Here is a 24,445-nt window from a genome sequence, read left to right on the forward strand (position 1 = left end):
AGCTCGGGCCCGCTCGGGCTGACCTTTTCGTTCCCCAGAGGGATCGGCCAAAATGTCAAAACGTGATTTTTATGATGTGTTGGGTGTCGCGAAAGGCGCATCGGCAGATGAAATAAAGAAGGGCTATCGAAAGAAAGCCAAGGAACTTCATCCTGACCGGAACGCAGACAACCCGAACGCCGAAGCTCAGTTCAAGGAAGTGAACGAGGCTTACGACGTCCTGAAGGACGAAAACAAAAAGGCGGCCTATGATCGCTACGGCCATGCTGCCTTTGAAGGCGGTCATGGCGCCAGTGCCGGCCATGGTGGCGGGTTTTCGGGCCAGGGCGCCGATTTTTCGTCAGCCTTTTCCGATGTCTTTGACGACTTGTTCGGTGACTTCATGGGCGGCGGGCGCGGCGGCGGTGGGCGGCAACGCGCCACCCGTGGATCGGACCTGCGCTACAACCTGCGTGTGTCGCTTGAAGAGGCGTTCTCGGGCATACAGAAGACGATCAATGTGCCAACAGCGGTCCAGTGTACAGCGTGCCACGGAACCGGGGCTGAGGGCGGCGCCGAGCCTGTGACCTGCCCGACCTGCTCGGGCATGGGAAAGGTCCGGGCGCAGCAGGGCTTCTTCACAGTCGAACGAACCTGCCCGACGTGCTCGGGGCTAGGCCAGACCATAAAGAACCCCTGCGCAAGTTGTGCAGGAACGGGGCGTTTGGAAAAGGACAGATCGCTCTCTGTGAATATTCCGGCGGGGGTAGAAACGGGCACCCGTATTCGGTTGGCGGGCGAAGGCGAAGCAGGCTTGCGCGGTGGGCCAGCCGGGGATCTGTACATCTTTATCGAAGTGCAAGAGCACCCCATCTTTCAGCGCGACGGTGCGCATCTTTTCTGTCCGGTTCCCGTCTCGGTGACCGCAGCCGCTTTGGGCGGTGACATTGAGGTACCGACCATCGACGGGGGGCGCAGCCGCGTCAAGATCCCTGCAGGCAGCCAATCCGGACGGCAAATGCGTTTGCGTGGCAAAGGTATGCCAATGCTGCGCGGTGGAGGGTCGGGTGACATGCTGATTGAACTGGCGGTCGAAACGCCGGTCAACCTGACCTCGCGCCAGAAAGAGCTGCTCAAAGAATTCGATGAGCTGAGCAAGGACAACAACCCGGAAAGTTCAACCTTCTTCAAAAAGGTAAAGAGTTTTTGGGACGGGATGAAGTCCTGAAAAACTAACGTGCATTAACCACGTGTTCACGGGTATGGCGCAGCATGCTTGATATGAGTATGCCGCGCCATTTTTCCGAGATGCCATCCTTGTTCGATCAAGACGAAGCTCGGCCTGTTGCCGCATCAGACCGCCGTTTGCCATCATATATCAAGGACCATCGCAAACGATTGCGGGCACGTTTCATGCAAGGCGGCGCCGATCCCCTGCCCGACTACGAATTGCTTGAATTGGTGTTGTTTCGCGCGATCCCACGACAAGACGCCAAGCCTCTGGCATACGCTTTGATGGAACGGTTCGGTGATTTCGGCCGGGTGTTGTCTGCGCCTCCTGCGCGATTGTCAGAAGTTGCGGGTGTGGGCGATGCCGTGATTACCGAGCTCAAGATCGTCGAAGCCAGCGCGCAGCGCTTGGCCCGCTCGCGGGTTATCCAGCAGCCTGTCATATCCAGTTGGAACAGTCTGATTGACTACTGCCACACGACTATGGCCCACCGCGATACCGAACAGTTTCGCGTTCTTTTCCTGGACCGGAAAAACGTTCTCATCGCGGATGAGGCCCAGGCGCGCGGCACGGTAGACCATGTACCCGTTTACCCGCGTGAAGTGGTCAAGCGCGCTTTGGAATTGAACGCATCAGCGATAATTCTTGTCCACAATCATCCGTCCGGGGATCCCACACCGTCTCAGGCAGACATCACTGTCACAGGTCAAATCCGCGATGCCGCAGATGCGTTGGACATCCAGTTGCACGACCATCTGATCGTCGGAAAGGAAGCCGAAATCAGCTTCCGGTCCGAAGGCTACCTTTGATCACTTGGAAGCCAGTAACCTGACTGAAAAAGGATCTGGCAAGACCACGGCCTGCCCAACAGCATCGCAATCGGGCATAGAAACCATCAGATCGATCGTATTGACCTGATGTCCCTGTTCAAAACGCATGCCCTTTGAAAACAGATCAGTCCCGCAGGTCATTTCTGTGACCTCAGCTACGACTTCGAAAGTTGTGGCTAGATTCTGATCACCAGTCCCCTTTGGAAATGAATACACTTGGGAATAACGGCTGGACTCACCAACATCCGAACCAAATTGGACAACACGTTCGCCCCAAGGTCCGTGGACGTTTAGGGCAGCTTCGGATGCGGCCGTCACGTGCCGCGCTTCTTTAATCGACGCATCGGATTCAAACACGTGCAGGGATATGTCATCATGCCCTTGCCATTGTAGCACCGTGTGGCTGTAGGTATCGGCATCATCCACCTGCGTCCCAGCCTGCAGCACCGAGCCGTCCGGAAAAGTCATGGAAACCACGGGGCGGGCGCTAAGGGCCGGCATGATAAACGCCGCCACCCCCTGAGCATTCGTGAGGGCCGAAAAAAGCAGACCGTCCTGTTCGACAATGACATGCTGGTTCGGGTGACAGGCGGATGTCAAGGATACCGCGATCTCGGCTTTCGGCAAAGGCACTATCACTGCCTCTGGCGCGCAAGAAAATTCGAATGGCGTATGCTCCAGATCATCCTGGATGGCCGGTCCCGGCAGCATGGCAAGCGAGGCGATCCGGCCCGGAAGCGACGCAGGCGCTTGCGGTAGACTTGCAGGTTGGGAAAACGCCAACGATGGCAGCGGAATCCCCGTCGTGAAGTCGGAGGCCGGCCTAAGCTCTTGTTCCATCCCGAATTTTGACGCCAATGCACCGCCGTTCTGCATGCTGTGCCCCGTTGCGGCAGCGATCAGCAAAACGGACACCGAACGCATGACAGTAGAACCTGATAGCATCGCTCTCTCCTTCGCAATGATATGTTGGAGAGATTGTTTCCCTAAATAGGGCCAATGTTATGGCGAAAGCAGGATATACTGACCTAGGAGCAATTGCTGTATGTTGCGGTACCGTTGATGGGCACCACCAATAGCTGAGTTTCCCTATTGGAAACGGTCACATTTTTGCCGTGATTTGAATAGATCCGGCACAACCGGCGCAAAAATTGCCCAAAGGATTAATCAGCTATCGATCGACGATTGGTCAAAATCTACCGTGGCAATGCTTGAACTTTTTGCCTGAACCACACGGGCAGGGTGCATTCCGGCCCGGATTACCCCAAGTCGATGGATCGTTTTCGTCGAAACCTGCAACGGGTTCAGATGGGGCATTTTCAGGTTCTGGAATTTCAACAGCCGGTTCCTGAACGGCAGCTTGCTGCGCCATAAGTTGCCGCATGAGTTCCTGCCGCTGTTCGTCCGAAATCGGCCGCGCCTTGGCCAGTTCCTGCGTCACGTCCTCGCGCAGGCCATCCAGCAATGATTGAAACAGCTGAAACGCTTCGTTTTTATATTCACTGAGCGGATCGCGTTGTGCATAGCCGCGGAATCCGATGACCGAGCGCAGATGCTCAAGCGTCAGAAGATGTTCTTTCCATCTGCGATCAATGGTGTTGAGCAGGAAGTGTTTTTCGACCTGACGCATCGTATCCGTGCCGAAGTCTTCCGCCTTTTCGGCCATCATTTTGTCAGAGGCCTCATAGAGACGTTCGCGGATGTCACCGTCGTCCACGCCTTCCTCATCTGCCCAGGCAACCACTGGGACATCCAGGTTGAGCTTTTCCATCAGCGCAACATAAAGACCTTCGACATCCCACTGGTCCGCGTATGTCTTGGCTGGAATATGGTGGTCAACCAGGTCGTCGATCACCTCATGACGCATGTCGGTGACGATCTCGTTCAGATCATCGCTTTCCATGATTTCCCGGCGCTGGCTAAAGATGACTTTCCGCTGTTCGTTCATCACGTCATCGAATTTGAGCAGCTGTTTGCGGATATCGAAGTTCCGGCCTTCTACCTTTGCCTGTGCCTTTTCAAGAGACTTGTTCACCCAAGGATGTACAATCGCTTCGCCTTCTTTCATGCCCAATCCGGCCAGCACTTTTTCCAACCGTTCCGAGCCGAAAATGCGCATCAGGTCGTCTTCCAGAGATAGAAAGAACAACGATCGGCCCGGATCACCCTGACGGCCAGACCGGCCGCGAAGCTGGTTGTCGATCCGGCGGCTTTCATGACGCTCAGTCGCCAACACATAGAGCCCGCCAGCATCCAGTACCTTTTGTTTTTCTTCCGCATGCTCGGCTTCGATCTGGGCGCGCACGGCCTCGGGATCGGCGTCAGGGTCGGCAGAGAGGGCTTCGAAAACCTTCATTTCGACGTTGCCACCAAGCTGAATGTCGGTTCCGCGACCGGCCATGTTCGTTGCGATCGTAATCGCATTCAGCTTGCCCGCGTCAGCCACGATCTGCGCTTCCTGCTCGTGGTGGCGCGCGTTGAGCACATTGTGGGGCAAACCTTCAGCTGTCAGCATCTGGGCCAGCATTTCTGACTTTTCGATGGACGTGGTGCCGACCAAGACCGGCTGACCTTTGTCGTGCGCTTTCTTGATGGACGCGATGACCGCTTCGTATTTTTCGCGTTGCGTGCGGTACACCCGGTCGTGTTCGTCCAATCGTGCAATTGGTTTGTTTGTGGGCACTTCGACCACGCCCAGGCGGTAGATCTCTGCAAATTCCTCGGCTTCGGTTACCGCAGTGCCGGTCATGCCGGCCAATTTTTCATACAGCCGGAAATAATTCTGAAACGTCACGCTGGCTTCCGTGACATTTTCGGGTTGGATGGCGACGCCTTCCTTGGCTTCAATGGCCTGGTGCAACCCCTCTGACAAACGCCGTCCATGCATCATACGGCCAGTGAATTCGTCGATCAGGGCAACTTCGCCGTCGCGCACGATGTAATGCTGATTGTTGATGAACAGCTTGTGGGCACGCAGACCCTGGTTCACGTGATGCACGATGGTCGTGCTTTCGGGATCGTACAACGACCGATCTTCAGGCAGCAGGTCATTGGCGCGCAACAGTTCCTCAAGGTGGTCATTGCCTTCCTCGGTAAAGGTCACCTGCCGCGTTTTTTCGTCGATTTCATAGTCTTGTTCGTTCAGCTGCGGGATAATCGCGTCGATCGTTGTGTAAAGCTCTGAGCGGTCCTGAGCCGGCCCCGAGATGATCAACGGAGTCCGCGCTTCGTCGATCAGGATACTGTCCACCTCGTCCACGATGGCAAAATGATGACCGCGTTGGAACAGGCGGTCCAGCTCGGGCGCCATGTTGTCGCGCAGATAGTCAAAAGCCAGTTCGTTGTTGGTGGCATAGGTCACGTCACAGGCGTAGGCTGCGCGTTTTTCGTCCTCGGGTTGGCGGGGATAGACGACGGCGGTCGTCAGCCCAAGGGCAGTGTAAACCTTGCTCATCCATTCGGCATCGCGTTTGGCCAGGTAATCGTTGACGGTAACGACATGTACGCCTTTGCCGGTCAAAGCATTCAGGTAAACTGGAAACGTTGCGACAAGGGTTTTGCCTTCGCCTGTCTTCATTTCGGCGATATTGCCCTGATGGAGGAAAATGCCGCCCATCAACTGCGTGTCGAAAGCGCGCAAGCCCAAGGCCCGCTGTGCGGCTTCGCGACAGTTGGCAAACGCTTCGGGCAACAGATCGTCCAGGCTCTCGCCATTCGACAAACGCTGTTTAAATTCGTCTGTTTTCGCGATGATCTCTTCATCGGACAGTTTTTGAAATTCGGGCTCAAGATCGTTGATCTTGGCGATAAGAGGGCGGGTGGACTTGATCTTGCGATCATTTGGCGTGCCAAACACCTTCTTCGCAACAGTTCCGAGACCCAGCATATTTTCTCCGCCCAATGGCTTTCTGACAAACTCGTGTGAAGGGATTGCTTGCCCGCCCGCGACACGCCACCTACAACAGCGGCAACGGGCTCCTTCAAGGCCACAAGGCGATGTAAGGGCCCATGTTCACTGTGTCAACGTTACGGGCCGAAAGGTCCATGCGGAAAGGATCAAACCATGTTGAAACGCATCACTGTCGCTGCTGTTGCCGCAATTTGCGTCGCTGGCGCAGCCAGTGCCGAAGGCAACGAACAGGCCGCCGCGCCTGTAACCGCCGACACCGTTGTTGCTACGGTCAACGGGACCGACATAACCGTAGGCGACCTGATCATCGTTCGCTCGCAACTGTCGCAGCAGTACCAGCAAGTTCCAGCGGATGTTCTGTTGCCCGGCGTTCTTGACCAGATCGTCAGCCAAACCCTGATGGCTGAAGAGCTGGGCGACCCAAGTGCGTCCACACAGCGGCTTATCGAAACGCAAATCCGGTCGATCAAGGCATCTGAATACCTTCAGAACGTAGTCGATGATGCGGTCACCGAAGACGCGATTACAGCGGCATATAATTCCCAGTACAAAGATGCCGAACTGGGTGAAGAATACAACGCGGCCCATATTTTGGTGGAAACCGAAGACGAAGCCAAAGCCCTGATCACGGAATTGGACGGTGGCAAGGACTTTGCCGAGCTTGCCAAGGAAAAAAGCACCGGCCCGTCTGGGCCAAATGGCGGGGATCTGGGTTGGTTCTCGGAAGGTCAGATGGTGGCGCCGTTTGAAAAAGCGGTCTTGGAACTTGAAGCTGGCGACCTGTCGCAGCCCGTTCAAACCCAGTTCGGTTGGCATGTGATTTTGCTCAAAGAGTCGCGTTTGCGCGATGCGCCGCCGCTTGAAGAAGTGCGTTCGCAGATTGTCTCTGACCTGCAGCAGGCCGCCATTCAAATCGCCGTAGAAGACTTGAAATCGAAAGCGGATATCAACGAAATGATCGGCGAAGACTTTGACGCGTCTGTCATTCAGGATCCGTCCCTGCTGGAAACACGTTGATAAGAAGGGTCTGCTTCATTGGCCAAGATTACCCAGGTGTCACCGCTCGCCCCGAAAAACGGTTTTCCGAACCTGCCCGTCGTGCGTGGGGTTCGGTTTTCCACCGTCGCCGCAGGGGTGAAATACCAAGATCGAACTGACGTGATGCTCTGTTCCTTGGTGCCCGGCACAACGATTGCCGGAACATTCACGCGGTCATCAACGCGGGCGGCGCCTGTCCTGGACTGCCAGGCAAAGATAAATGGTGATGGCACAGGCGCGGCGGCGTTTCTGGTTAATTCGGGGAACTCGAACGCGTTTACAGGCAAGTTGGGCGTGGCATCCGTTCAGGCCGTGACCAGTGCCGCCTCTGAAGTGCTGGGGATTGATGCTGACCGGATCTTCATGGCCTCAACCGGTGTCATCGGCGAGCCACTGGAGCACGATAGGATCATCGCTAAACTCGATACTCTGCGGGACACATTGTCGGATCAAGGGATCGAAGCGGCCGCCCGCGCGATCATGACGACTGATACATACCCCAAAGGGGCCGGCAAGACGTTCGAAATTGGGGGGCAGACGGTCACGATCGCAGGCTTTGCCAAAGGTTCGGGCATGATCGCGCCCGATATGGCGACGATGCTGATCTACCTGTTTACCGACGCCAAAATCAGCCGTGACCTTCTTCAACAATATACTTCAGAAATGTGCGATGCCACATTCAACCAAATCACAGTAGACAGCGACACGTCCACATCTGACACTTTGCTGGTCGCCGCTACAGGCACCTCGGCGGTCGACATCGATGCTGCGGGTACAGCTGATAAAACGGTTTTTGCTGAAGCCCTACATGATGTGATGCTCGATTTGGCGCATCAGGTCGTCAAGGACGGCGAAGGCGCGACAAAATTCGTATCTGTAAATGTGACCAATGCGGCGACCAAGGATGACGCTCGGAAAGTCGCTATGGCGATTGCGAATTCACCGTTAGTGAAGACAGCCATCGCAGGTGAAGATCCCAATTGGGGTCGAATCGTCATGGCAGTCGGAAAATCCGGTGCACAAGCTGACAGAGACAAGCTGACCATTCGCTTTGGTGACATTCTGGTGGCTGAGAATGGCTGGGTTTCACCGAGCTACCGGGAAGAAGATGGCGCGCAGTACATGAAGAACGAAGAGGTGACGATTTCTGTTGATATCGGCCTGGGGACCATGAACACGACAGTCTGGACCTGCGACCTGACCCACGGCTACATATCTATCAACGCGGATTATCGGTCTTGAAGACGTTACTTGTGTCGGCTGTCGCCCTGATCGACAAAGATGGACGTATCTTGTTGGCACAGCGTCCCGCCGGTAAGTCATTGGCGGGTCTGTGGGAATTCCCCGGCGGAAAAGTCGAAACGGGGGAAACGCCTGAAGCGGCCTTGGTAAGAGAGCTTCAGGAAGAGCTTGGCATCGATACGTGGCAGAGCTGCCTGGCGCCGTTGACATTTGCATCGCACAGCTACGACGATTTTCATCTTTTGATGCCCTTATTCGCTTGTCGGAAATGGCAAGGAATTCCCGTTGCTCGCGAAGGTCAAACATTGGCTTGGGCACGCGCCAACGAATTGCGGAACTATCCCATGCCACCGGCGGATATTCCATTGATTCCGATTCTGCGCGACTGGCTGTAGTTCCACCACAAACTGTTTCCACTTTGAAAGTCGGTGTCTGAATGCTGGCCGATTTTCGCCCATTGCCTGTCTTTTGGACTATTGTCTACAATTTGTGACCAATTTTGTGATGAATTTACAAAAACTTTAGATTAACCTCAGGTTAGTTCACTGGGGGACGCATAGAATGATGAGAACGATCACAATTGGCAGTTGCGTGTCGATTCAAGGCACCTACGTGCGAAATCTACCGAACGGGAAGATTGTTGTGCAAGTTGGGGACCAGACCTTTCAAGGACGCCCCGTAACCGACAAAGCTGCGTAAAAATCCACTCACGATGCAATGCGGCAAAAGGGCCGAGGTTTAATCCTCGGCCCTTTTTCATCTCAGAAACAGCGTGTTAGTCCAGTTTACGTTCGACTTCTTCGCGCTCAAAAATCTCGATCACATCGCCAGGACGGATGTCTTCATAGTTTTCGAAGGCCATACCGCATTCTTGCCCAGACTGCACTTCCTTGACCTCGTCCTTGAAGCGTTTGAGCGTTTTGAGCGTGCCTTCGTGGATCACCACGTTGTCGCGCAGCAAGCGAACACCTGCCTCGCGGCGGGCAACGCCCTCTGTCACCAAGCAACCGGCAACCTTGCCGACACCAGATACCTTGAACACTTCCTTGATCTCGGCGTAACCGATGAAGTTTTCGCGTACTTCCGCGCTGAGCAGGCCGGAAGCCGCCGCCTTCACGTCATCCACCAAGTCGTAAATCACGCTGTAATAACGAATTTCGACGCCTTTTTGGTTCGCCGAACTTCTGGCGGGCGCATTGGCACGAACGTTGAACCCGATTACCGGCGCGCCAGAGGCTTCTGCCAGCCCGATGTCGGTTTCGGTGATCGCCCCCACGCCCGAATGTAGTACGCGTACGCGGACTTCGTCGTTTCCGATTTTCTCCATCGCTTGGATGATGGCTTCGGACGACCCTTGTACGTCAGTCTTCACGAGGATTGGCAACTCGGCCACGGTCTCGTCTGCTTTCGCCTTGGCCAACAGCTGATCCAGCGTTGTCGCGGCGCCAGCAGCTGCGCGTTTGTCTTTTGCGGCCTGTTCGCGATATTCGGCGATTTCACGCGCTTGCGCTTCCGTTTCGACGACGTTCAACACGTCACCAGCTTCGGGTGTCCCGTTCAAGCCGAGCACTTCAACCGGCACCGAAGGGCCAGCTTCCTTGACCCTGTCGCCCTTGTCATTGACCAGAGCGCGGACCTTGCCCCACTGTTCGCCAACAACAAAGATGTCGCCTTGGCGAAGCGTACCGTTTTGAACCAGAACCGTTGCGACTGGACCGCGGCCGACATCCAACTGGGCTTCGATCACAGCGCCCGAAGCCGCGCGATCAGGGTTCGCTTTCAGTTCCAGAATCTCGGCTTGAAGCGCGATGGCTTCCAAGAGCTCGTCCAAGCCCTTACCCGTAACAGCGGACACTTCAACGTCCTGAACGTCACCGGACATTTTTTCTACGATGACCTCATGCTGCAGCAATTCGGTCCGTACCTTGTCCGGGTTCGCTTCGGGTTTGTCGCACTTGTTGATCGCCACGATCATCGGCACTTCTGCCGCCTTCGCGTGGTTGATCGCCTCAATTGTCTGCGGCATGACGCTGTCGTCCGCAGCCACAACCAGCACCACAATATCCGTCACCTGTGCCCCGCGGGACCGCATGGATGTAAAGGCCGCGTGACCCGGGGTATCCAGGAAACTGAGCAGCGCACCACTGTCGGTCTTCACCTGATAGGCGCCGATGTGCTGCGTGATTCCGCCAGCTTCGCCCGCGGTTACGTTTGCATTCCGGATCGCATCGAGCAGCGAGGTTTTGCCGTGGTCGACATGGCCCATGATCGTGATGACTGGCGGGCGTGGCCGCAAATCCTGGTCGCTGTCTTCGACGCCAGTGATGACTTGTTCAACATCGGCATCGGAAACGCGCTGAATGCGGTGACCGAATTCTTCTACGATCAATTCCGCAGTGTCGGCATCGATGGATTGGTTTTGCGTTACCATCATGCCCATTTTCATAAGAGACTTGACCACGTCGGCCACACGTTCGGCCATCCGGTTCGCCAGTTCCGAAACCATGATGGTTTCGGGCACCTGAACGTCCCGGACAATCTTTTCACGCTCTTGCGCACCACCCATGGCCTTTTGGCGCATACGCTCTTGTTTGCGCTTCATGGCCGCGACCGAGCGATGCCGGCCGCCGTCGCGCCCCGATAGCGCCTGGTTGACTGTCAGCTTGCCTGCGCGGCGTCCAGCTGCGTCTCCGCCACCCTTGCGGTTGCCGCGATCATCGCGATCGTTCCCACGATCACGTTCGACCTTGCGGGGCGCGCTGGACGGTTTTCCAGCGCCACGTGGTTCTTCCGGCTGGCCGGGAACAGCTTCGGGCGCGGGCGCAGGTTTCGGCTTGGAAGCCTCCTCGCGTTTGCGCTTTTCCTCGGCTTCTTTCGCGCGAATGGCCTCTTCGCGCTCACGCTCTTCGCGCTCCTTGGCCTCGGCCTCGGCACGACGACGCTCGCGCTCTTCTTCGCGCTGGCGCTCGTCTGCCGCGCGCTGCTTGGCTTCGGCTTCTTCGTTCGCCTTGGCCGCCTGAAGCGCCTTCAACCGGCGCTCCATTTCGGCGTCGGAAATTCCGGCAGGGCGTCTCGACGGATCACCACCCGCAGTTCCGCCACCAGACTTTCCGGCAGCCCCCGACTTGGGAACGACAACCCGCTTTCGCTTCGTCTCAACCACGACATTCTTTGTGCGGCCGTGGCTAAAGCTCTGCTTCACGTTCCCGCCGCCGGGACGGCCCCGAAGGCCGAGAGGTTTTTTGCCGTCAGTATCGCTCATATCGTCGTCTTGTCCTTTCCGGAGGCCGTGTTGCCGCCGTCAATCCTGCGAAAACCCGCAAGCTTGGTGGCATCCTCTACAACACGTGTAGCGAGTCCACCAGCAGCAAGCGCGCTATGTATCACACTTTCACGTCCAAATGCCAAACCCAATTCAGACGACGTCAAGTGTCCGAACCAGCGGCCACCCTCGGGCGTCCACAACTTGCCTTTGCCACGTTCCGATCCGTCCGAGGCCTGAAGCAGTACCCTGGCCCGTCCTTCGGCCAGCCAGCTTTTGACCTTTTCAAAGCCAGCTACAGCGTGCCCGGCTTTGCGCGCCATAGAAATATGGTTCACAACGCGTTCGGCAAGGGCGTTTTCCAATAATTCTGCCAAGTTTCCCGGCACCGTCACGTCACGACGCGCAGCCTTGGCAAAGGCCTTCTTCTTTATAGCTTCTTCGACAACGGACCTATCCGCCGTCAGCCACAACCCCCGCCCCGGCAATTTTTCAGCCAGATCAGGCACAACCAGCCCGTCAGGACTGACCACGAACCGGATGAGACCAGTGCGCGGCGCCGTCTCGCGTGACACGATACAGCGGCGCTCGGCCTCATCCTTGTTTTTCGTCCGGCCACCACGGGTCATCGGACACACGCACCGAGGCCTGCGATCAGGCCTCGGCCTCCTCTTCAATGTCTACGCCTTCAGCGGCTTCGGTTTCCAGATCCGCAGGATCGACCCAACCCAATTGGATGCGGGCGGTCATGACCAGTTGTTGTGCCTCCTCAAGGCTCATGTCGAATTTCTCCAAGACGCCATCGTCCTTAACACGTTCGCCATCCACAGTGGTCCAGCCGCCGGCCAGTTCCCAATCTGCGCAGGTTGCGAAATCTTCCAGCGTTTTCACGCCGTCTTCGGCCAGCGCTTCAACCATCTGCGGTGTCAGGCCTTCAAAGTTGACCAGGCTGTCTTCGACACCCAATTCGCGTGCATGTTCCAGAGCCTTTTTATTCTGGGCTTCCAAATAGTCACGCGCCCGCGCTTGCAGTTCGTTTGCAGTGTCTTGGTCAACGCCATCGATGACCAACAATTCATCCAGCTCGACATAGGCCACTTCTTCCAGGTTGGTGAACCCTTCCGATACCAGCAACTGTGCGAAGAATTCATCCAGGTCCAGCGTGTCCATGAACAGCTGGGTGCGTTCGGCGAATTCGGCTTGGCGGCGCGCACTTTCTTCTTCTTCCGTAAGGATGTCGATATCCAGATTGGTCAATTGGCTGGCCAAACGGACGTTCTGTCCACGTCGACCGATTGCCTGCGACAACTGATCATCCGGGACCACGACTTCGATTTTGCCCGCATCTTCATCCAGAACAACCTTGGTCACTTCTGCGGGTTGAAGCGCGTTGACCAGGAACGTCGGCGCATCTTCGTTCCACGGGATGATATCGATCTTTTCGCCCTGCAATTCGTTCACAACGGCCTGCACGCGGCTGCCGCGCATACCAACACAGGCGCCAACCGGGTCAATCGAACCATCATAGCTGATGACGGCGATCTTCGCACGTGACCCAGGATCACGGGCGACAGCCTTGATCTCGATGATGCCGTCATAGATTTCAGGCACTTCCATCTTGAACAGTTCAGCCATGAATTCCGGCGCGGTACGGCTGAGGAATACCTGCGGGCCGCGGGTTTCACGGCGCACGTCTTTGATGAAGCAGCGAATCCGATCGTTCGGACGATAGCTTTCGCGGCCGATCTTTTCATTGCGGCGCAACACACCTTCACCGCGACCGATATCGACGATGACGTTGCCATATTCTTCGCGCTTGACGACACCGTTGATAATGGTGCCGGCGCGATCCTTGAATTCTTCGAACTGGCGGTCACGCTCGGCCTCACGCACCTTTTGCAAGATCACCTGCTTGGCGGACTGTGCGGCGATCCGGCCCATATCGACGGGCGGAACTTCTTCCACGATCTCGTCACCGACCTTTGGATCATCCAGGTATTGCTTGGCCTGTTCGACGGTCAGCTCGGCCTGGTAGTTTTCCAGCAGATCGTCTTCGACCACGGTACGAACACGGGTGAAGGTCGCGCGGCCGGTCTTGCGATCGATACTGACACGGATGTCCATCTCGGCGCCGTAACGGCTCTTGGCGGCGCGGGCCAGGCTCTCTTCCATGGCTTCGATCACCAAGCCGGGGTCGATCATCTTCTCGCGTGCGACGGCCTCGGCGGTTTGCAACAACTCAAGCTGGTTTGCACTGGTGATGGCCATGCTCAGTCCTCCTCAGAACTGGTTTCAGTTTCAATTTCGTCGAATTTCGCTTCGTCGACGCCGCCGGCCTTTTTCTGGCGCAGCATTTCACGGATCAAATCATCAGTCAGGACGAGCTTGGCATCGCTTAGCCAATCAAAGTGCAGACCGATGGTAACAGGCTCGCCGTGGTCTTCGATTTCAATCAGGACCTCATCGCCTTCGACGCCCTGCAAGATGCCCTTGAATCTGCGCCGACCATCGATCATCTCGGTCGTTTCGATCTTGGCCTCATACCCGTTCCAGACCTCAAAATCCTTCAGTCGGGTCAGAGGGCGGTCGATGCCGGGGCTCGACACTTCCAGGGTGTATTCGTCCTCAATCGGATCTTCGACATCCAGAATGGCCGAAACCGCGGTCGAGATTGCGGCGCAACCGTCAACTTCAATCCCGCCTTCCGGCCTGTCGGCCATGATCTGGACGGTTTTCTGCTTGGTCCCGCTCATGAACCGAACGCGCACCAATTCAAACCCGAGATCTTCAATCACCGGTGTGATAATCTCGGCCAGGCGGCGGTCCATGGCAGCTTTGGCGATAAGGTCGGACATACGTCCCCTTCGGATACAAAAAAACGGGCACGCGGCCCGTCGATGTTTCCCGGTGGAGCTTCGACCCGGAGGCCGACGCGCCGCTGTTAAACGCGATATAGGCGAGCTGACGCGAATCCGCAAGCCCGAATAATCGATCAGGCAGGTTTGCGTGCAATCACAAAACTGGCCTTGCCGGGTCCGGGGCACCAAAATTGTTCGATCAAGAAACCTGCTTTTGCCATTTCTGCCTTCAGGTCGTCTTGCGAAAAGAAAGCCACTGTCGGAAGCACCCCCAGCGGAGACAACATTCGGACCGCGGCGCGCAGGATCTTGGCCCCGTTTCCCAAGCACATGGTCGACGATACAAAAACCCCGCCCGGAGTCAGGATGTCATAGACCTTGGAAATCACCGCCCGCCTGTCATTTAGCAGGTGAAGGAGGTTCATCCCCAAGACCACGTCGTAGGGGTCAGATGCCTGATATGTCGTGATGTCGGCGATTTCGAATCGCACGTTCGCCACACCTGCGTCTTTCGCTTTCTGTTGGGCAATCGCGATCATACTGCGCGAAAAATCGATGCCGTCGATTTGTGAAACGAACGGTGCGTGCTGCAGTGCAGTACTGCCGGTGCCACAGCCGAACTCTAAAACTCGGGCGCTATCGCTCAGGATCTTGCGCGTTTCGGCCGGCTTGTAGCGATAGCTTTCCTCGTCCGCTATCGGTTGGCGCGCATACCGCTTGGCAAGCAAATTCCAAAACCCGGCGCCCCGCTGCGCCATCACACCGAAGCTGCGGCGATCCGGTCCATAGCGCGGACCAGTTCCGCCGATATCCCAGGCTCGCTCAGGGCATGGCCTGCACGCGGCACAAAGCGCATGCGCGATGCTGGCCACGTCTTGTGCAGGGCATAGGCGGACTGTGGCGGGCAGATCATGTCGTATCGCCCCTGGATGATATCGCCGGGAATGTGGGCGATACGGTCCATGTCCTGAAGGATCTGACCGTCTTCGCGCAAGAACCCTTTGTTGACGAAATAGTGGTTTTCCAGACGCGCAAAAGCCCGGGCATAGTGGGGCGGGCTTTCGCCGCCATGCCCGTCACTTCCGATCGCTGCCAATGCATTTTCCCACATCGACCAGGCCCGTGCGTAAGTAGCTTCGTCATTCGGCACGCCGCTGAACAAACGTTTGTGATACGCGGAAATCAGGTCTCCGTGCTCTTGGGCAGGAATCAGGTCGGTGAACCGGGCCCACAAATCCGGCCAGAACTTGCCGGCCCCTCCACCATAGAACCAGTCCAGCTCGCTCTGGGTCATGAGGAAAACCCCGCGCAGAACCAGGTGGCGCGCGCGTTCGGGATGGGTCTGTGCATAGACCAGCGAAAGCGTGGCGCCCCAACTGCCACCAAAGACGACCCATTTGTCGATCCCCAGTTTCTCGCGAATCTGTTCAATGTCGCCGACAAGATGCCAGGTGGTGTTGCTGTCTACGCTTGCGTGCGGCGTGGACCGTCCACATCCCCGTTGATCGAACAGGACGATACGAAAAACTTCCGGATTGAAATAGCGCCGCATCGCCGGGCTACAGCCACCGCCGGGCCCACCATGCAGCACGACAACCGGCACCCCGTCGGGCCGTCCGCACTGTTCGACATAGACCTTATGGCCATCGCCCACATCGATCATTTGCTGGTCGAACGGGGCGGTTTGCGGGTACAGAAAGTCCTGCGCGCTTTTGGGGTCTGCGAATTTGTCCATGTTCGATCTATATAGTGGGCAACGGCGTAGTTCCATCACAGGCGCTACGAAAAAAGGAAGCCAGATGACCCAGAGCCAGATCCAGACCACGGTTGATCCGTCCGAAGTCGCGAAATTCGAAGCAATGGCAGCGGAATGGTGGGATCCGACCGGCAAATTCAAACCGCTCCACATGATGAACCCGGTGCGGCTGGATTATATCTGTGACCAGATCGCCGCAGAATTCGGACGGGACCGCACCCAAGACCAACCTTTTGCGGGGATTCGACTGTTGGATATCGGGTGCGGCGGTGGGCTGTTGTCCGAACCCATGGCGCGACTTGGCGCCAGCGTGGTGGGCGCCGATGCGGCAGAACGCAACATCCCGGTCGCGCAGGTTCATGCGGAAAAATCCGGCCTGGACATCGATTATCGGTGCATCACGGCCGAAGAACTGGCCGCGGCGGGCGAACAGTTCGACGTTGTCCTCAACATGGAGGTGGTTGAACATGTTGCGGATCCGCTTGCGTACCTTACGGCCTGTCAGCAATTGCTAAAGCCGGGCGGCTTAATGATTGCCTCGACCATCAATCGCAATCCCAAAAGCTACGCGATGGCCATTTTCGGCGCCGAAGTCGTCATGCGCTGGTTGCCGCGCGGAACACACGACTGGTCCAAGTTCATCACCCCGGACGAACTGTTCGACCTGATCGAAAAAGCTGGACTTTCACCGGTTGACCGCAAGGGGTTCGTATTCAACCCTGTTTCTTGGCAATGGAGCGTTACTGCCCGTGATCTGTCGGTCAACTACGTCACGACAAGCATCAAAAACTAATCCTCGCCAAGGCGAATCCGCAATTCGCGCAAGACAGGAAGGGCGGCGCGCACCTTGTCCCCGCCGATCGCTTCAACGACTTCCCCGATGATCGGCGTAATTGCCTGAAGCGCGGCTTCACGCGCCGCACGTCCAGCAGGTGAAATAGACACGAATTTGCGCCGTGCATCGTCCCAATCGGGGCGCACGTGCACATGACCAGCCCACTCAAGCTTGTTCAGCGTGTTTGTCATCGCCCCGCGCGTGACGTGAAATGTCTTGGCCAATTGCGCAGGGGATCGTTCTTCGTTCGCACGCGCCAGATGATTGAGAACCGAAAAGTGACTCAGTTCCATGGCTTTGGGCAGAGCTTTCGACAACCGGTTGCGCGCCAATTGATCAGCCATGAACACTTCGGAAAACAATGCAACGGCAAGAGGATCGTTTTCCTCGCTCATGTTTCGAACTCCACGTCGTGGGTAAGCGACGGTATGCGCCGGCGGGCAGCGCTGACCATTTCCATATCAATATCCACAATGTAGACGCCCGGATCGGTACCTGCATCCAACATCACGTCCCCCCAAGGCGACACCACCATGCTGTGCCCATAGGTTGACCGGCCTTTGCTGTTGTCCCCCGATTGCGCGGGCGCAACCACGAAACAGCCCGTTTCAATTGCACGCGCCTGAAGTAGCGGCTGCCAATGGGCTTGCCCCGTTGTGCGGGAAAAGGCCGCCGGAATCGCAAGCAACTGCGCGCCAGCCTGCGCCAAAGCCCGATAAAGATACGGGAAACGAATGTCGTAACATATGCTCAGTCCGATCGTTGCAAAGCCTGCGTCATGCCAAACCAATTTGTTGCCCGGTCGGTATCCGGCAGATTCGCGATAGCTTTCGGTATCGGAAATCGTCACATCGAACATGTGCATTTTGTCGTAGGTCGCGGCCACGGCACCAGTCGGCGAAATCAGGAAAGACCGGTTCGCGAAACGGCCATCCGGATCATCGGTCTTGAGAGCGAGCGATCCGATCAACAACCAGATCCCAAGTTCCGCCGCCAAGCGTTTCATCGCTGCAAGCGTCTGGTCGTCTTTTTCGGATTGAAGCACCAAAATCTGGTGCTTGCGGCTTGCCGAGACACAGTTTGTCACTTCAGGCGTCACGACAAAGTCCGCGCCCTGCGCCGCGGCGTCGCGGACCAAGGCGCTGACCGTTTTCAAGTTCTGGGACGGATCATCCCCCGAGCATAACTGGATCAGCGCCGTCTTCATCGGTCAACTCGCCAGAAGGTCGTCGAGCTTGCCCTCGCGTTCGAGCTTGGCAATATCGTCAAACCCCCCAACATGCGTTTCACCGATAAAGATCTGCGGCACGGTATGCCGGCCATTCGCACGCTGCATCATTTCAGCCCGCAAGGAAGGATCTGCCATCACGTCGAAGTCAGTGTAGGCTTGGCTTTTTTCATCCAGCAACCGCTTGGCGGCGATGCAGTAGGGACAGATCGGGGTCGTATAGAGTTCTACGGTTGCCATTAGATTTCCTTTCGATTGCGCGGACTATATCGATTTAGGAAACCTTCGCAACGCGCGCCACCACAGCCACAGACACCCGGTTTGCACCGTTTTCCAGACAGACCTTTGTGCACGCGTCCAGTGTGGCGCCAGTCGTCATGACATCGTCGATCAGTATCACGTGCCGCCCGGCTAGCTTTAGTTTGGTGCGGGGATTGAGCGCAAATGCCCCCTCAAGCACCGACGCCCGGGCCGCGCGATCCATGTCTTTCATCATTTCGCCATGCCTGACCCGCGTAAGCAGGTTTGGGACCATCGGGACACCAAGCTGTTTGGCAGCCACACGTGCAATAAGTTCCGATTGATTGTAGCCTCGCTTCAGGCGCCTCAGCCAGTGAAGCGGTACGGGGACAAGCACGCTGGTATCTGAAACAAGATCCGTGCAGGCGCTGGCGACCCACTGCCCCAGGGCCGTAGCTACGTCCGATTGTCCCGAATGTTTGATGGCCAGAATGACACGGCGCGACGTCCCTGAATACAGGGTTGCCGCCCGCCCATGATCCCACCGGCGTGGCACCGAAGTGCACTGATCACAAAGCGTAGGTGCATCGTCCGCGTCGCCGGGCAAAGGGGCTGCACATTGATCACAACAAAGACCCGAAAGAAAAACCGCGTTGCGACGACAAGGCCCGCAAAGCGCACCCTCTTCGGCGACAATCTCGTTGCACGATATGCAATGAGGCGGGTAGAGAACCCTGACGATATCCTTCAACTGAGCCATGCACTGGCCTTTACGCCTATCGAGCCCATATCAATGCCGCAACCACCCCGCCTGACTGATCGCGTGGCTCTGATGCGCAATCGTCAGCGCGCAACAGGGGATGCCATGTTCCTATGCGATGTCGTCGCCGATGAACTGCATGATCGCCTCACTGTGGTTAAAAAGTCGTTCACCGAAATGGCAATCGTAAGCGGAATGCCAAAGTACTGGGGGCAGTTCTTTCCCAATGCCAAGGCGGTTCTGGATGAAGAAACCCTTGCGCTCGATGAAGGCGCGCATGATCTGGTTGTCCACGCGATGGGCCTGCATTGGGCCAACGATCCAGTCGGCCAGTTGATTCAGGCGCGCCGCGCGCTCAGACCAGACGGGTTGTTTCTGGGGGCGATGTACGGGGGACAAACCCTGCACGAATTGCGTGCCTGTCTGGGTCAGGCCGAAGCCGAGCTGACGGGTGGCCTGACACCGCGGGTCGCACCGATGGCCGAATTGCGCGACATCGGTGGCTTGCTGCAACGGGCCGGATTCGCGCTACCGGTTACCGACAACCTTGTGCAAACCGTGACATATCAATCCCCCCTGCACCTTATGCGCGACCTGCGTGCAATGGGCGAATCAAACGCACTGGCTGGCCGGCGAAGGACGATGTCGGCGAAATCGATTTTCGCAAGGGCGGCGCAGATCTATTCAGAGAATTTCATGGCAGAAGGCGGCCGGATTGAGGCGACGTTCGAAGTGATCTTTCTGACTGGCTGGTCACCCGGCCCGAACCAACCCCAGCCCTTGCGTCCGGGATCTGCGACCGCGCGACTGGCGGACGCATTGGGTGTTTCCGAAACACCACTTAGTGTTGACGGCGAACCAGACTGATCCGACTTTCGCGCGCCGGCGTACAGACAAAAAGAAACAAGGACACAGAAAATGACCGTTGATGCCACCTGTCCCGCGCATGCCCCAACAGATCACCCCAAAGTGCCCCGCGAGAAAGTTGGCGTCTTGCTTGCCAACCTGGGAACGCCAGACGACACCAGTTATTGGAAAATGCGACGCTATTTGAACGAATTCCTGTCGGACAAACGTGTCATCGACTACCCGGCATGGAAATGGCAGCCGATCCTTCAGGGGATTGTTTTGTCGACCCGCCCGTTCAAGTCAGGGGCGGCCTACAAGACAATCTGGAATGAAGCAAAAGACGAAAGCCCCTTGATGACGATCACGCGGGATCAGACGACCAAGATCGAATCGGTGCTGAAAGCGAAGTTCGGCGACGATATATTGGTGGATTTTTGCATGCGGTATGGCAATCCATCCACCAAAGACAAGCTGCGCCACCTTATCAAGAACGGATGCACCAGGATCGTCTTTTTTCCACTTTATCCGCAGTACGCTGGCGCGACGACCGCCACCGCCAACGATCAGTTCTTTCGCGCTTTGATGGACGAAAAGTGGCAACCTGCGGTGCGTACTGTTCCGCGCTATTTTGACAATCCGGCTTACATCGATGCCTTGGCGCAATCGGTCGAACGTGGGTACGCATCAGCCGCGCATCAACCGGATATCCTGATCTGCTCGTACCACGGATTGCCATTCCGATATTTGACCGAAGGCGATCCGTATCATTGCCAATGCCAAAAAACGACAAGGCTGCTCAAAGAGCGTCTTGGGTGGGACGACAGCCAGATCATGACAACTTTTCAGTCGAAATTCGGTCCCGAAGAATGGCTGCAGCCCTATACCGTCGAAGAGGTCGCGCGACAGGCGGAAGCGGGAAACAAGTCCATCGCAGTCATCGCGCCTGCGTTTTCAGCCGATTGCATTGAAACACTTGAAGAAATTAACGAAGAGATTCGCGAAAGCTTCGAAGAAGCCGGCGGCGAACATTTCACCTATATTCCGTGCCTGAATGACGATGACGCGCATATCGATGCTCTTGTCGGTACCATCGAAGATAACCTCAAAGGCTGGCTGAACTGATCGAAAATGCGCTAAAGAAAAAGGGCGATCGCATATGCGATCGCCCTTTCAAATTCAAACTGACTGGCGTCAGATTAGTTGGAAGCGATAGCTGCAGCAACCAGAGCCAGGATCAGCAGGGGCACGATAACGCCACCAGCCGACGAACCAGCGGTCTCTTCAACGATGACCGGAGCTTCGATGATGGGTGCGTCGTAGCCACCAGCAACAGCGGCAGTGCCGAAAGCGGCCAGAGCAGCAGCGAGAGCAAGCTTTTTCATATTCAAATCCTCCAGGATTAAACCGGTCGCCATAAAGAGGTGGACGCCGGACAGTACTGTACCTCGTAATTTCTTATATGCAGCTAACCTGCCGAATTGCAAACGCAACTTTCGTGTGGTTTCGGCAAACTCGTGCGGATGTCGTCAAATTAGCAACACTTGTGTTCCGACCTTGGCCAAGCTGAAAAGCTCTTCAATGTGTTCATTATAGAGCCCGATACACCCGTTCGAAGAACGCCGGCCGATTTTGCGCGTATCGTGCGTTCCGTGGATCCGATAATACTGCCAAGACAGGTACAGGGCATGCGTGCCCAGCGGATTATCTGGACCCGGACCGACGAAATCGGGCCAGTCCGGATTGCGCTGTTTCATCGCTGGGGTCGGGGCCCAGCTTGGCCCTTCGACCTTGCGAATCACGCTTGTTCGGCCAAGGCGCGTCAAATCTTCGCTCAGTGGAACCGAAGTTGGGTAAAGCTTGTAGATTGTTTGGTCTTCGTTCCAATAATGCAGCGCTCGCGAGGCCGTATCGACCAGGATCGCACCGTTGCGAAGGGAATCGAAGTAAGGGTGCCAATCCAGCGAACGAAAGCTGGACATGTTCCGGCGCACCGTTTGTGACACGTCCGCTTCGACCTCAGTGGTGCCGTCGGTTTGCGCCAGTGCCGGAAACGCGGTGCCTGCACCCAGTGCTGCTGCGCTGCCCAGGAAGCAACGGCGATTCATGTGTGTGATTCTGTCAGTCATGTGCTCGCTACTCCGAAAAATGCAAATGCGTTGTACGATATATTGCGCCACAGCCTCAGTCGCAAATCAAACTGCCGTCAAATCTTCGGGTTGTGGTGATGCCGTTTGATCCCAGTGTGCCAAACGGCTAGAGGAAGGGAACCGAATTGTATTGGATGTGGAATGCGACTTTCAGTTCTCTTGGTCTTGGCAACCGCAGTGATGACGGCATGCGCAGCGCCGCCGCCGCCATCGTCTTTGGGCGCTGATGGCAAACCACTGCCGAAGCTTTACCGCATCCGGCCCAGCGACACGAACAAGATACAGATCCGCATGTTGGATTCGATTAACGCCCTGCGTGCCGCTTCTGGCGCGACGGCGTTGTCCTATTCGGCCGAGTTGAACGCAGCCGCAGCCACTCATTCGCGCGATATGTCGGTTCAAAATCGCCCCTGGCATTTCGGATCCGATGGATCGTCGCCATTGGATCGCGTCAAGCGAACCGGGTATCCGGGCCAGTTGTTGGGCGAAAACATCTCGGAAACCTATGAGACCGAACTGGAAACCCTGGCAGCCTGGATGGAGCAACCCGATACGCGGAACGTGATCTTGGATCCGGCAGCGCGCAACATGGGCTTTGAATGGTTCCAAGAGCCAAATGGCAAAATCTGGTGGACGCTGATTACAGGCAGCTGATCTTCATGCGTTCAAGTGAATGATCGTGCCATCGGTCACCATGGCATAAATTTCTTCGATTTCTTGATCTTTGACCGCGATGCAGCCAGCGGTCCAATCCCGCTTGCCAGTCCCGTTCTTGCCGTTCGTGCCGTGAATAAAGATATCGCCGCCCGCGCTTTTCCCTTGCGCTTGTGCGAAAGCGACATCCGTTTTGCTCGGGTAGGAAATTCCAAGTGATAGGTGAAATTCCGACGATGGGTTTCGCCGATTGATGAAATACGCGCCCTCGGGCGTGCGGCCATCGCCTTCGAACTGCTTGTGCCCCTCGGGTGCAAACCCCAGAGCAATATCATAACTTTTCAACACGGAATTTTGATGCATCAGGTAAATGCGCCGCTGCCCCTTCTGCACGACAACACGGGTCACTTCGGGGCCACTGTAGCTCTTGAACTTTGAAGCACAGGCCGACAGCCCGCTTGCAACCAGTCCAAAAAGAAAAAGCCTGCGTCCAAACATGGTTCTGCTCATATCGTTTTTCGTGCTTTTTACACTGCAATCATGCAATCAAGAAACGGTAAATTTGTTCACGCCCTGGTAAACTGCGCTGCAAGTTCGACATGTGGAGACCAACGGAATTGATCGACAACCTGGACCCAGTCCAGTGACCAGCCGGCTGCCACCAAAACCTTGGCATCACGCGAAAACGTAATCGGATTGCATGACATGAACGCAATTCGCGCAACGTTCGACTGCGCCAATTGTGCGACCTGCGCCTCAGCCCCGGCCCTCGGTGGGTCAATGACGACCGCATCAAATGCGGCCAATTCATCAACCATGAGAGGGCGCCGGAACAGATCCCGCGTCTCGGTCGTGACACGTTTCATGTTCGCCCCGTGCCGCCACCCGTGATCCAGCGCCTGCATCATGGCCGCGCTGCCTTCAACCGCGTGCACTTGTGCCTGCATGGCAAGAGGCAGCGAAAACGTCCCGCAACCCGCAAAAAGATCGGCAATTTTCGACGCATTGCCGACAGCTTCCTTTGCAGATTCCAAAAGGGCCTTTTCCCCCTGCGGCGTGGCCTGAAGGAACGCGCCGGGTGGTGGTGTGACCAAAGCGGGGCCGAATTTCTGTTGCGGCGTTCGTCGCGTCACAACGACATCGTCGTTCCAACTAAGCCGCGCAAGGTCATAGGTGTGCGCGATGGCCGACAGGGCAATTTGCAGCGCGCCGTCCAGGTCTTTGCCCGCCGAAACGGAAACATCCAAACCACCAGCCAAGGACGTCATCGTAACCTTGAGCTCACCCCGCCGTGACCCGCCCGCCCGGCACAAATCACTTACGACAGGCAGGGCTGTTGCAAGTTCCTGGTTCAGCAAATGACACGTTTCAATATTGACAATTGTATCGGACGATTTGCCGTGAAAGCCTGTCAGAACCCCTTTTTTGGTTCGCCTTGCCGACAACGTCGCACGCCGTCGACTAAAAGCCGGAGACGTCGCAACCGCTCGCAAAGTTGTTGTTAACCCGTGGGACCGAAGGGCCGTGGTAACTACGTCCTGCTTCCACTGGACCACGAAATCATCTGAAGCATGCTGTAAGTCACAACCACCACAAGACGCGTAATGGCGGCAGGGTGGTTTCACC

The 24,445-nt window shown here is 56.5% G+C and carries 25 protein-coding genes; 9 read left to right on the top strand and 16 right to left on the bottom strand.

Annotated elements, in window-relative coordinates; translation table 11 throughout:
* The first annotated feature begins 52 nt into the window (after positions 1–52).
* Both dnaJ and radC read left to right on the top strand, forming a co-directional pair.
* Entirely contained in the window at positions 53–1,207 is a 1,155-nt protein-coding gene (dnaJ, locus tag ACP2AV_RS00735) for a molecular chaperone DnaJ (RefSeq protein ID WP_426370737.1), read from the top strand.
* 53 nt (positions 1,208–1,260) lie between these two features.
* The gene (gene radC / locus ACP2AV_RS00740) at positions 1,261–2,019 is read left to right on the top strand and encodes a RadC family protein (protein WP_426371332.1); all 759 of its coding nucleotides are present in this window, start codon (positions 1,261–1,263) and stop codon (positions 2,017–2,019) included.
* On the opposite strand, the gene ACP2AV_RS00745 is transcribed toward radC, so the two are convergent.
* Both ACP2AV_RS00745 and secA read right to left on the bottom strand, forming a co-directional pair.
* Positions 2,020–2,964 carry a hypothetical protein gene (locus ACP2AV_RS00745; protein WP_426370738.1) on the bottom strand — a complete coding sequence of 315 codons (945 nt, stop codon included), beginning with the start codon at positions 2,962–2,964 and terminating at the stop codon, positions 2,020–2,022.
* 265 nt (positions 2,965–3,229) lie between these two features.
* A complete protein-coding gene (gene secA, locus ACP2AV_RS00750) occupies positions 3,230–5,926 on the bottom strand; it encodes a preprotein translocase subunit SecA (RefSeq protein ID WP_426370739.1) in 2,697 nt (898 codons plus the stop codon).
* A gap of 177 nt (positions 5,927–6,103) precedes the next feature.
* Here secA and ACP2AV_RS00755 point away from each other — a divergent pair, with 177 nt between their 5' ends.
* The 3 genes from ACP2AV_RS00755 to mutT are packed head-to-tail and all read left to right on the top strand — an operon-like array spanning position 6,104 to position 8,625.
* Positions 6,104–6,967, top strand: coding sequence for a peptidylprolyl isomerase (locus ACP2AV_RS00755; protein WP_426370740.1), 864 nt, complete (start codon positions 6,104–6,106; stop codon positions 6,965–6,967).
* 18 nt (positions 6,968–6,985) lie between these two features.
* A complete protein-coding gene (gene argJ / locus ACP2AV_RS00760) occupies positions 6,986–8,230 on the top strand; it encodes a bifunctional glutamate N-acetyltransferase/amino-acid acetyltransferase ArgJ (protein ID WP_426370741.1) in 1,245 nt (414 codons plus the stop codon).
* Positions 8,227–8,625: an 8-oxo-dGTP diphosphatase MutT gene (gene mutT / locus ACP2AV_RS00765; protein ID WP_426370742.1), complete on the top strand. Its 399-nt coding sequence runs from the start codon at positions 8,227–8,229 to the stop codon at positions 8,623–8,625. The genes argJ and mutT overlap by 4 nt, the downstream gene beginning before the upstream one ends.
* A 380-nt stretch (positions 8,626–9,005) precedes the next feature.
* On the opposite strand, the gene infB is transcribed toward mutT, so the two are convergent.
* The 6 genes from infB to pip all read right to left on the bottom strand — a co-directional run bounded on the left by infB (position 9,006) and on the right by pip (position 16,085).
* Entirely contained in the window at positions 9,006–11,492 is a 2,487-nt protein-coding gene (gene infB, locus ACP2AV_RS00770; RefSeq protein ID WP_426370743.1) for a translation initiation factor IF-2, read from the bottom strand.
* A complete protein-coding gene (locus ACP2AV_RS00775) occupies positions 11,489–12,121 on the bottom strand; it encodes an RNA-binding protein (protein WP_426370745.1) in 633 nt (210 codons plus the stop codon). The genes infB and ACP2AV_RS00775 overlap by 4 nt, the downstream gene beginning before the upstream one ends.
* A gap of 25 nt (positions 12,122–12,146) precedes the next feature.
* Complete coding sequence (nusA, locus tag ACP2AV_RS00780; RefSeq protein ID WP_426370746.1) at positions 12,147–13,760, bottom strand: transcription termination factor NusA; 1,614 nt, start codon at positions 13,758–13,760, stop codon at positions 12,147–12,149.
* A gap of 2 nt (positions 13,761–13,762) precedes the next feature.
* Positions 13,763–14,347 carry a ribosome maturation factor RimP gene (rimP, locus tag ACP2AV_RS00785; RefSeq protein ID WP_426370747.1) on the bottom strand — a complete coding sequence of 195 codons (585 nt, stop codon included), beginning with the start codon at positions 14,345–14,347 and terminating at the stop codon, positions 13,763–13,765.
* 137 nt (positions 14,348–14,484) lie between these two features.
* On the bottom strand, positions 14,485–15,108 hold the full coding sequence (locus ACP2AV_RS00790; protein ID WP_426370748.1) for a class I SAM-dependent methyltransferase: 624 nt from the start codon (positions 15,106–15,108) through the stop codon (positions 14,485–14,487).
* Positions 15,108–16,085 carry a prolyl aminopeptidase gene (pip, locus tag ACP2AV_RS00795; RefSeq protein WP_426370749.1) on the bottom strand — a complete coding sequence of 326 codons (978 nt, stop codon included), beginning with the start codon at positions 16,083–16,085 and terminating at the stop codon, positions 15,108–15,110. The genes ACP2AV_RS00790 and pip overlap by 1 nt, the downstream gene beginning before the upstream one ends.
* Before the next feature lie 64 nt (positions 16,086–16,149).
* On the opposite strand from pip, the gene ubiG reads away from it, so the two are divergent.
* A complete protein-coding gene (gene ubiG / locus ACP2AV_RS00800; RefSeq protein WP_426370750.1) occupies positions 16,150–16,899 on the top strand; it encodes a bifunctional 2-polyprenyl-6-hydroxyphenol methylase/3-demethylubiquinol 3-O-methyltransferase UbiG in 750 nt (249 codons plus the stop codon).
* Here the strand turns inward: ubiG and ACP2AV_RS00805 are convergent.
* From ACP2AV_RS00805 to ACP2AV_RS00820, 4 genes are read right to left on the bottom strand one after another with little or no spacing between them, the layout of a single operon-like run.
* On the bottom strand, positions 16,896–17,336 hold the full coding sequence (locus ACP2AV_RS00805) for a MarR family winged helix-turn-helix transcriptional regulator (protein ID WP_426370751.1): 441 nt from the start codon (positions 17,334–17,336) through the stop codon (positions 16,896–16,898). The two genes, ubiG and ACP2AV_RS00805, sit on opposite strands and share 4 nt — an antisense overlap.
* Positions 17,333–18,148, bottom strand: coding sequence for a carbon-nitrogen hydrolase family protein (locus tag ACP2AV_RS00810; RefSeq protein WP_426370752.1), 816 nt, complete (start codon positions 18,146–18,148; stop codon positions 17,333–17,335). The genes ACP2AV_RS00805 and ACP2AV_RS00810 overlap by 4 nt, the downstream gene beginning before the upstream one ends.
* Positions 18,149–18,151: 3 nt before the next feature.
* Complete coding sequence (grxC, locus tag ACP2AV_RS00815) at positions 18,152–18,409, bottom strand: glutaredoxin 3 (protein WP_426370753.1); 258 nt, start codon at positions 18,407–18,409, stop codon at positions 18,152–18,154.
* Positions 18,410–18,443: 34 nt separating this feature from the next.
* On the bottom strand, positions 18,444–19,169 hold the full coding sequence (locus tag ACP2AV_RS00820) for a ComF family protein (protein ID WP_426370754.1): 726 nt from the start codon (positions 19,167–19,169) through the stop codon (positions 18,444–18,446).
* A 33-nt stretch (positions 19,170–19,202) separates the two neighbouring features.
* Between ACP2AV_RS00820 and ACP2AV_RS00825 the strand changes: the two genes are divergently transcribed.
* Both ACP2AV_RS00825 and hemH read left to right on the top strand, forming a co-directional pair.
* On the top strand, positions 19,203–20,036 hold the full coding sequence (locus ACP2AV_RS00825; RefSeq protein WP_426370755.1) for a methyltransferase domain-containing protein: 834 nt from the start codon (positions 19,203–19,205) through the stop codon (positions 20,034–20,036).
* Positions 20,037–20,087: 51 nt separating this feature from the next.
* Positions 20,088–21,140: a ferrochelatase gene (hemH, locus tag ACP2AV_RS00830; RefSeq protein WP_426370756.1), complete on the top strand. Its 1,053-nt coding sequence runs from the start codon at positions 20,088–20,090 to the stop codon at positions 21,138–21,140.
* Between the two features lie 74 nt (positions 21,141–21,214).
* Here hemH and ACP2AV_RS00835 read toward each other — a convergent pair whose 3' ends face one another.
* Both ACP2AV_RS00835 and ACP2AV_RS00840 read right to left on the bottom strand, forming a co-directional pair.
* On the bottom strand, positions 21,215–21,400 hold the full coding sequence (locus tag ACP2AV_RS00835) for a hypothetical protein (RefSeq protein ID WP_426370757.1): 186 nt from the start codon (positions 21,398–21,400) through the stop codon (positions 21,215–21,217).
* Between the two features lie 144 nt (positions 21,401–21,544).
* Entirely contained in the window at positions 21,545–22,123 is a 579-nt protein-coding gene (locus ACP2AV_RS00840) for a L,D-transpeptidase family protein (RefSeq protein ID WP_426370758.1), read from the bottom strand.
* Positions 22,124–22,306: 183 nt separating this feature from the next.
* Here ACP2AV_RS00840 and ACP2AV_RS00845 point away from each other — a divergent pair, with 183 nt between their 5' ends.
* Positions 22,307–22,819 carry a CAP domain-containing protein gene (locus ACP2AV_RS00845; RefSeq protein WP_426370759.1) on the top strand — a complete coding sequence of 171 codons (513 nt, stop codon included), beginning with the start codon at positions 22,307–22,309 and terminating at the stop codon, positions 22,817–22,819.
* Positions 22,820–22,822: 3 nt separating this feature from the next.
* On the opposite strand, the gene ACP2AV_RS00850 is transcribed toward ACP2AV_RS00845, so the two are convergent.
* Both ACP2AV_RS00850 and ACP2AV_RS00855 read right to left on the bottom strand, forming a co-directional pair.
* Complete coding sequence (locus tag ACP2AV_RS00850) at positions 22,823–23,329, bottom strand: L,D-transpeptidase family protein (RefSeq protein WP_426370760.1); 507 nt, start codon at positions 23,327–23,329, stop codon at positions 22,823–22,825.
* Positions 23,330–23,385: 56 nt separating this feature from the next.
* Positions 23,386–24,087, bottom strand: coding sequence for a class I SAM-dependent RNA methyltransferase (locus tag ACP2AV_RS00855; RefSeq protein ID WP_426370761.1), 702 nt, complete (start codon positions 24,085–24,087; stop codon positions 23,386–23,388).
* Positions 24,088–24,445 lie beyond the last annotated feature (358 nt).

Source organism: Aliiroseovarius sp. PTFE2010 (assembly GCF_049943335.1).
GTDB lineage: Bacteria > Pseudomonadota > Alphaproteobacteria > Rhodobacterales > Rhodobacteraceae > JBNFVY01.

Coding starts and splice junctions, on each gene's coding strand:
- dnaJ (WP_426370737.1), top strand. CDS start 53: ATGTCAAAACGTGATTTTTATGATGTGTTGGGTGTCGCGAAAGGCGCA.
- radC (WP_426371332.1), top strand. CDS start 1,261: ATGAGTATGCCGCGCCATTTTTCCGAGATGCCATCCTTGTTCGATCAA.
- ACP2AV_RS00745 (WP_426370738.1), bottom strand. CDS start 2,964: ATGCGTTCGGTGTCCGTTTTGCTGATCGCTGCCGCAACGGGGCACAGC.
- secA (WP_426370739.1), bottom strand. CDS start 5,926: ATGCTGGGTCTCGGAACTGTTGCGAAGAAGGTGTTTGGCACGCCAAAT.
- ACP2AV_RS00755 (WP_426370740.1), top strand. CDS start 6,104: ATGTTGAAACGCATCACTGTCGCTGCTGTTGCCGCAATTTGCGTCGCT.
- infB (WP_426370743.1), bottom strand. CDS start 11,492: ATGAGCGATACTGACGGCAAAAAACCTCTCGGCCTTCGGGGCCGTCCC.
- ACP2AV_RS00775 (WP_426370745.1), bottom strand. CDS start 12,121: ATGACCCGTGGTGGCCGGACGAAAAACAAGGATGAGGCCGAGCGCCGC.
- nusA (WP_426370746.1), bottom strand. CDS start 13,760: ATGGCCATCACCAGTGCAAACCAGCTTGAGTTGTTGCAAACCGCCGAG.
- rimP (WP_426370747.1), bottom strand. CDS start 14,347: ATGTCCGACCTTATCGCCAAAGCTGCCATGGACCGCCGCCTGGCCGAG.
- ACP2AV_RS00790 (WP_426370748.1), bottom strand. CDS start 15,108: ATGGCGCAGCGGGGCGCCGGGTTTTGGAATTTGCTTGCCAAGCGGTAT.
- pip (WP_426370749.1), bottom strand. CDS start 16,085: ATGGACAAATTCGCAGACCCCAAAAGCGCGCAGGACTTTCTGTACCCG.
- ubiG (WP_426370750.1), top strand. CDS start 16,150: ATGACCCAGAGCCAGATCCAGACCACGGTTGATCCGTCCGAAGTCGCG.
- ACP2AV_RS00805 (WP_426370751.1), bottom strand. CDS start 17,336: ATGAGCGAGGAAAACGATCCTCTTGCCGTTGCATTGTTTTCCGAAGTG.
- ACP2AV_RS00810 (WP_426370752.1), bottom strand. CDS start 18,148: ATGAAGACGGCGCTGATCCAGTTATGCTCGGGGGATGATCCGTCCCAG.
- grxC (WP_426370753.1), bottom strand. CDS start 18,409: ATGGCAACCGTAGAACTCTATACGACCCCGATCTGTCCCTACTGCATC.
- ACP2AV_RS00820 (WP_426370754.1), bottom strand. CDS start 19,169: ATGGCTCAGTTGAAGGATATCGTCAGGGTTCTCTACCCGCCTCATTGC.
- ACP2AV_RS00825 (WP_426370755.1), top strand. CDS start 19,203: ATGCCGCAACCACCCCGCCTGACTGATCGCGTGGCTCTGATGCGCAAT.
- hemH (WP_426370756.1), top strand. CDS start 20,088: ATGACCGTTGATGCCACCTGTCCCGCGCATGCCCCAACAGATCACCCC.
- ACP2AV_RS00835 (WP_426370757.1), bottom strand. CDS start 21,400: ATGAAAAAGCTTGCTCTCGCTGCTGCTCTGGCCGCTTTCGGCACTGCC.
- ACP2AV_RS00840 (WP_426370758.1), bottom strand. CDS start 22,123: ATGAATCGCCGTTGCTTCCTGGGCAGCGCAGCAGCACTGGGTGCAGGC.
- ACP2AV_RS00845 (WP_426370759.1), top strand. CDS start 22,307: ATGCGACTTTCAGTTCTCTTGGTCTTGGCAACCGCAGTGATGACGGCA.
- ACP2AV_RS00850 (WP_426370760.1), bottom strand. CDS start 23,329: ATGAGCAGAACCATGTTTGGACGCAGGCTTTTTCTTTTTGGACTGGTT.
- ACP2AV_RS00855 (WP_426370761.1), bottom strand. CDS start 24,087: ATGACGTCCTTGGCTGGTGGTTTGGATGTTTCCGTTTCGGCGGGCAAA.